This window comes from Flavobacterium sp., from assembly GCF_028712645.1.
Classification (GTDB): Bacteria; Bacteroidota; Bacteroidia; order Flavobacteriales; family Flavobacteriaceae; genus Flavobacterium.
This window is the reverse complement of record NZ_JAQTPQ010000215.1, coordinates 1-6,262: the sequence shown is the minus strand read 5'-3', so window position 1 is coordinate 6,262 and position 6,262 is coordinate 1. Positions and strand designations below refer to the sequence as shown.

Below are 6,262 nucleotides of genomic sequence, written 5' to 3'. Positions count from 1 at the left end.
ACAAACCCAGTTACTTTTGACATCACAGTAAACGGAAATACTGCTACTACAACTTTAACAATTGACCGAACTAAATATGATATCAAATATGGTTCAAAATCATTTTTTGAAAGCATTGGAGACAAAGCAATCTATGATAATTTTGATTTAACTGTTTCATTGGTATTCTAATATATGCTACAAAATCAATAATAGTAAGCCCTAACAATTTCTTGTTAGGGCTTACTTTTTAACAAAATCATAAAAAATAGTGTTTTTTATTCATTCTGTTTGGATAATCAAATTTCATTTATATATTTGTGCCAAGAAATTATGAAAACAAATACAAACAATACTTGGTGGTGGAACAATTTACGTCAAACGTCGTGAACGAAGCTCCTGTAGTATTAACTATAAATATAAAAGGCTTGTCATCACGACAGGCCTTTTTTTATGCTCCAATTATTTCAACATTACATAAATTAAAATGAAAACATTTAAATTAAATACAAATTACAAGCAAATCCTTGCAGACACAATTACTCCTGTGAGTGTTTACTTGAAAATTAGAGATCAATTTCCTAATAGTTTGCTTTTAGAAAGTAGTGATTATCACGGCAACGACAACAGTTTCTCCTATATCTGTTGCAACCCGATTGCTACTATCAAAATAGAAAACGAAGTCATTTATAAATCCTATCCAGATGGAAGTTTCGAAACTTTTTCAATTGATGAAAACACCGATGTACCTCAAATCATTCAAGAATTCTCAAGTCAGTTTAAATTGGAGAAAAATGATTTCAAATTCATCAATAATGGATTATTTGGTTACATTTCCTATGATGCGGTTCGTTATTTCGAAAAAGTAACTATTGCTAAAAAAGAAAATAGCAATACCATTCCTGATGTTTATTATGCGGTGTACCAAAACATCATTGCCATCAACCATTTCAAAAATGAAGCCTATATTTTCTGTCACAGTTTAGATGGAAAAAACAATATTTCGGAAATTGAACAATTATTGCAATCCAGAAACATTGCTTCCTATAAATTTTCGAAAGAAGGTGAAGGTTTCTCTAACTTGACTGACGAAGAATTTAAACATAATGTAGCCTTAGCCAAAAAACATTGTTATCGTGGCGATGTTTTTCAATTAGTTTTATCCAGAAGATTTACTCAAGGATTCAAAGGCGATGAATTCAACGTTTATAGAGCTTTAAGAAGCATCAATCCTTCTCCTTACCTCTTCTTTTTTGATTATGGCGATTTCAAAATATTTGGTTCTTCACCCGAAGCTCAAATTATTGTCAAAAACCGAAAAGCCGAAATTCACCCAATCGCAGGAACTTTCAGACGAACTGGTGATGACGAAAAAGATGCTGTTCTAGCTAAAAAATTATCTGAAGACAAAAAAGAAAACAGCGAACACGTAATGTTAGTCGATTTGGCTCGAAACGATTTAAGCCGTCACGGTCACAAAGTAAACGTAGAAAAATACAGAGAAGTTCAGTTTTTCTCTCACGTGATTCACTTGGTTTCAAAAGTTACAGGCCATTTACACGAAAAAGCAACAACAATGCAAGTCGTTGCCGATACTTTTCCAGCAGGAACATTAAGCGGTGCACCCAAACACAGAGCGATGCAATTGATAGAAGATTACGAAAAAACGAATCGTAATTTTTACGGGGGAGCCATTGGTTTTATGGATTTCGAAGGGAATTTTAATCACGCCATTATGATTCGAACTTTCTTGAGTAAAAACCATCAATTACATTCTCAAGCTGGAGCCGGAATTGTAGCCGATTCGGACGAAGAAAGTGAAATGCAAGAGGTTTATAATAAATTATTAGCGTTGAATAAAGCGCTGGATTTGGCGGAAACCATTTAAAAATAATTTAAAGATTTAATAATTTAAGAATTTAAAGATTGCAGAAATACAAAAATTTTTCAATCTTTAAATCTTTCAATTTTTCAATAAAAAAAAATGAAAAAAATACTAGTCATAGACAATTACGATAGTTTCACTTATAATTTAGTGCATTATCTCGAAGATTTGAATTGTGAAGTAACCGTTTACAGAAACGATGAATTTGATATTGATGAAATCGCACATTTCGATAAAATATTACTTTCTCCAGGACCAGGAATTCCGGATGAAGCAGGATTATTGAAAGCTGTAATTGCAAAATACGGACCAACAAAAAGCATTCTTGGAGTTTGCCTCGGACAACAAGCTATTGGAGAAGTTTTTGGAGGTACACTTTCGAATTTAGACAAAGTGTATCACGGAGTGGCCACAATGGTAAAAACATCGGTTGATGATGAGCTTTTATTCGAAGGTTTAGGAAATGAATTCGAAGTGGGACGTTACCATTCTTGGGTTGTTGATGCCGATTTACCCGAAGTTCTCGAAGCAACCTCTTTCGACGAAAACGGACAAGTGATGTCATTGCGCCACAAAATTTTCGATGTTCGTGGTGTACAATTCCATCCTGAAAGTGTTTTGACTCCAAATGGAAAGAAAATTTTAGAAAACTGGCTTAAAAATTAGTGTTCAGTAATCAGTTTTTAGTGTTCAGTAATTAAAAAAGTTAGTGAACTTTGTGCCTTCTTTGTGAACTTTGTGGTTAAATAAATGAAAACAGTAAAAATCAAAACCTTAATTTCTTGTCTCATTATTTTGAGTTTCCTTTCTTGCAATCAAAAGAAGGAGCAAAAAGTTGAAGCTATAGCTATTGCCCAAACTGAAATTAAATTGGATTTATTGGATTTACAGAAAAAAAACAAACTCGGAAAAGACACAATTGTAACAATCGCAAACGACCCCGTTTATCATAAACAAAAGAAATACAAGGCTGTAAATGCTTCGCTTTTAATTAAAAATGAAATTGATTTAACAAAAATAGATCCAAAAAACACCAAAATAGTTTTTGAATGTATTGATGGTTACAAACCTGAAATGCCTTTGGAATTGTTTTTAAATGCAAATTCCTATTTGGCATTCCAAGATGTTGATGCGCCAAAAGGTTCTAATTGGGAAACCATTTTAAAGGACGGAAACGAAATGAATGCAGAACCTTTTTATATTGTATATCCTTCAGTTTCTGATAAAGACACACACTATAAATGGCCTTATAATCTGGTAAAAATGTATCTGGAACCGCTGAATAAATCAATAATAGAATTATATCCGCTAAAAAACAGAAAATTAGAATCGGGTTATGTTTTATTCAAAAACTATTGCCTAACCTGCCATTCTATTAACAGAATTGGAGGAACAATGGGACCGGAATTAAATGAACCGAAAAGCGTCACCGAATATTGGAAAGAAAAGGAACTCGTTGATTATATCGTGAATCCGGCTTCTTTTAGAAACAAAGTAAAAATGCCAACACTCGGAATTACTAAACAACAATCGCAGGAAATTGTTGATTATTTAAAATATATGTCTGAAAATAAAAAGAAATTATAAAATGAAAATCATCTTAAATAGACTCATCAATCACGAAATGCTTTCTAAGGAAGAAGCCAAAAACGTTTTGGTCAATATTTCTAACGGAAGTTATAATCCAAGTCAAATTGCTTCCTTTTTGACCGTTTATATGATGCGAAGTATCAGCATAGATGAACTTTCAGGGTTTCGTGAAGCTTTGCTAGAATTGTGCGTTCGTGTCGATTTGTCCGCTTACAACACTATCGATTTATGTGGAACTGGTGGCGACGGAAAAGATACTTTCAACATATCAACTTTAGCTTCCTTTGTAGCTGCAGGAGCAGGAATCAAAGTGGCTAAACACGGAAATTACGGAGTTTCTTCTATTTCTGGTTCGAGTAATGTAATGGAAAAACTGGGAGTAAAATTCAGTAATGACAATGATTTCTTAGTAAAATGTATCGACCAAGCTGGTATTTGTATTTTACACGCACCTTTATTTCACCCAGCGATGAAAAATGTGGGACCTATTCGAAAAGAATTAGGTGTGAGAACCTTTTTTAACATGTTGGGACCAATGATAAATCCTTCGTTTCCAAAAAACCAATTGGTTGGTGTTTACAACCTCGAATTAGCTAGAAAGTACGCTTATTCATATCAAAATACCGACATCAATTTTACCATTCTGCATTCGTTAGATGGTTACGATGAAATTTCTTTAACTTGTCCTACCAAAACAATTACTGATAAAATGGAAGGTGTTTTAAAACCTGAAGATTTTGGTGTCCGACAATTGTTGCAAAGTGAAATCGAAGGAGGTACAACCATCGAAGAATCGGCTGAAATGTTTATGAATATCCTTTCAGGAAAAGGAACCGAAGCACAAAATAATGTGGTTTGTGCCAATGCTGGGATGGCAATAGCAACTGTTACCAAATGCACTCCATTAGAAGGTTTCGAATTAGCAAAAGAAAGTTTGCTTTCTGGAAAAGGCTTGGCAACTTTAAATAAATTACAAGAATTAAGCAAATAAATTAAATATGTCTTTTGAATTAAAAAATGTAGTTCCTTGGGGAAGAAATTTGGAAGAATATACCAAAATTTTCAAATTGAATGATACCGATATAAACGGTAAATTAATAAGTTTTGGGGATGGACCAGCAAGTTTCAATTCAGAAATGGCAAAACTTGGAAAAACTGTAATTTCATTGGATCCGATTTATCAGTTTTCAAAAACCGAATTAAAACTAAGAATTGACCAAACGAAAGAGACCGTTATCGAACAAATGAGAATCAATCAGGACAATTTTGTTTGGAAAAACATCAAGAGCGTAGAAGAATTAGAGCAGATTCGTATGGATGCAATGGCTAACTTTGTGGATGATTTTGAATTGGGAAAAGAACAAGGAAGATACATTCATCACGAGTTGCCTAATCCAACAATATATGATGATTTAACCTTCGATTTGGGTCTAAGTTCCCATTTTTTGTTTCTCTATTCGCAACTGGGATTGGATTTTCACATTCAATCGATTACAGAAATGCTCAGAATATGTAAAGAAATAAGAATATTTCCGATATTGAATTTAAACGCAGAAAAGTCAGAGGTTTTTGATGGGATTATTAACCATTTTAATTCTGATTTCGTTGTATCAATTGAATCTGTTGACTATGAATTTCAGAAAAATGGAAATGAAATGTTAGTAATTAAAAGAAAAATGAATTAAAAAAATGAACATACTCAACAGAATCATAATCGACAAAAGAAGAGAAGTTGAATTAAAAAAATCAATCATTCCGGTTTCGCAATTGGAAGCATCAGTATTGTTTGAAAGAAAGACGATTTCTTTAAGCCAAAATTTAAGAAACAGTACATCAGGAATTATTGCCGAACACAAACGCCGTTCGCCTTCGAAAGCTGAAATTAATTACAGTTTCACAGTCGAAGAAGTGGTCAAAGGCTATGAAAATGCCGGTGCTTGCGGGATTTCGGTTTTGACTGATGGCAAATATTTTGGCGGTTCATTAGACGATTTACTTTTGGCAAGAGCCACCGTAAACATTCCGTTATTGAGAAAAGAATTCATTGTTGACGAATACCAAATATTGGAAGCCAAAGCACACGGAGCCGATTTGATTTTACTTATTGCAGCAGTTTTAACAAGAGAAGAAATCAAAACTTTATCAGAATTTGCCAAAAGTTTAGGATTGGAAGTGTTGCTGGAAGTTCACAATTCAGCCGAATTAGAAAAATCGATAATGCCAACGTTGGATATGATTGGCGTAAACAACAGAAACCTGAAAACTTTCGAAGTGAGTTTGGATTTTAGCAAGCAATTGGCAGACAAAATACCAAACGATTTTGTCAAAGTTTCCGAAAGCGGCATCAGTTCAATCGAAGCCATCAACGAACTAAAACCTTTTGGTTACAAAGGATTTTTAATCGGAGAAAACTTTATGAAAACGGACAATACTGGCGAAGCGGCTAAAGAATTTATAAATAAATTAAATATTTAAAACTTACCACGAATTTCACAAATTAACACGAATCAAATCTGTGGAAATCTGTGAAATCTGTGGCAAAAACTTAAAATGAAAAAAAACACAGACAATCAAGATGCTTCGGCTCCCTCTTCTTTGGAGAAGTCTGGGGTGAGGATTAAAATCTGCGGGATGAAATATCCCGAAAATATACTCGAAGTGGGTTCGCTCCTACCCGATTATATGGGCTTTATCTTTTGGGAGAAATCAGCACGCTATTTTGATGGAATCATACCCGAATTATCAAGTTCAATTCGAAAAGTAGGTGTTTTTGTAAATGCAACTGTCGAAGAAATTATAGAGAAAATC

Annotated in this window: 7 protein-coding genes and 1 pseudogene; all 8 read left to right on the top strand. The window is 33.6% G+C overall.

Features of this window, described 5'->3' with window-relative positions:
• A partial coding sequence (locus tag PHC28_RS14390; protein ID WP_300102086.1) for a YceI family protein occupies positions 1–171 on the top strand: 171 nt, incomplete at its 5' end.
• A 295-nt stretch (positions 172–466) separates the two neighbouring features.
• Entirely contained in the window at positions 467–1,867 is a 1,401-nt protein-coding gene (locus tag PHC28_RS14385) for an anthranilate synthase component I family protein (protein WP_300102083.1), read from the top strand.
• Between the two features lie 96 nt (positions 1,868–1,963).
• On the top strand, positions 1,964–2,530 hold the full coding sequence (locus PHC28_RS14380; RefSeq protein WP_300102080.1) for an aminodeoxychorismate/anthranilate synthase component II: 567 nt from the start codon (positions 1,964–1,966) through the stop codon (positions 2,528–2,530).
• Between the two features lie 84 nt (positions 2,531–2,614).
• A complete protein-coding gene (locus PHC28_RS14375; protein WP_300102077.1) occupies positions 2,615–3,451 on the top strand; it encodes a c-type cytochrome in 837 nt (278 codons plus the stop codon).
• Position 3,452: 1 nt separating this feature from the next.
• On the top strand, positions 3,453–4,445 hold the full coding sequence (gene trpD / locus PHC28_RS14370) for an anthranilate phosphoribosyltransferase (protein WP_300102074.1): 993 nt from the start codon (positions 3,453–3,455) through the stop codon (positions 4,443–4,445).
• A gap of 7 nt (positions 4,446–4,452) precedes the next feature.
• On the top strand, positions 4,453–5,139 hold the full coding sequence (locus PHC28_RS14365; RefSeq protein WP_300102071.1) for a hypothetical protein: 687 nt from the start codon (positions 4,453–4,455) through the stop codon (positions 5,137–5,139).
• Between the two features lie 4 nt (positions 5,140–5,143).
• Entirely contained in the window at positions 5,144–5,929 is a 786-nt protein-coding gene (gene trpC, locus PHC28_RS14360) for an indole-3-glycerol phosphate synthase TrpC (RefSeq protein WP_300102068.1), read from the top strand.
• 135 nt (positions 5,930–6,064) lie between these two features.
• Positions 6,065–6,262 (top strand): annotated as a pseudogene (locus PHC28_RS14355) (phosphoribosylanthranilate isomerase); the annotation flags it as partial.

What these genes read in the sequence shown, in the direction of transcription:
- PHC28_RS14385 (WP_300102083.1), top strand. Translation starts at nt 467, where the DNA reads ATGAAAACATTTAAATTAAATACAAATTACAAGCAAATCCTTGCAGAC.
- PHC28_RS14380 (WP_300102080.1), top strand. Translation starts at nt 1,964, where the DNA reads ATGAAAAAAATACTAGTCATAGACAATTACGATAGTTTCACTTATAAT.
- PHC28_RS14375 (WP_300102077.1), top strand. Translation starts at nt 2,615, where the DNA reads ATGAAAACAGTAAAAATCAAAACCTTAATTTCTTGTCTCATTATTTTG.
- trpD (WP_300102074.1), top strand. Translation starts at nt 3,453, where the DNA reads ATGAAAATCATCTTAAATAGACTCATCAATCACGAAATGCTTTCTAAG.
- PHC28_RS14365 (WP_300102071.1), top strand. Translation starts at nt 4,453, where the DNA reads ATGTCTTTTGAATTAAAAAATGTAGTTCCTTGGGGAAGAAATTTGGAA.
- trpC (WP_300102068.1), top strand. Translation starts at nt 5,144, where the DNA reads ATGAACATACTCAACAGAATCATAATCGACAAAAGAAGAGAAGTTGAA.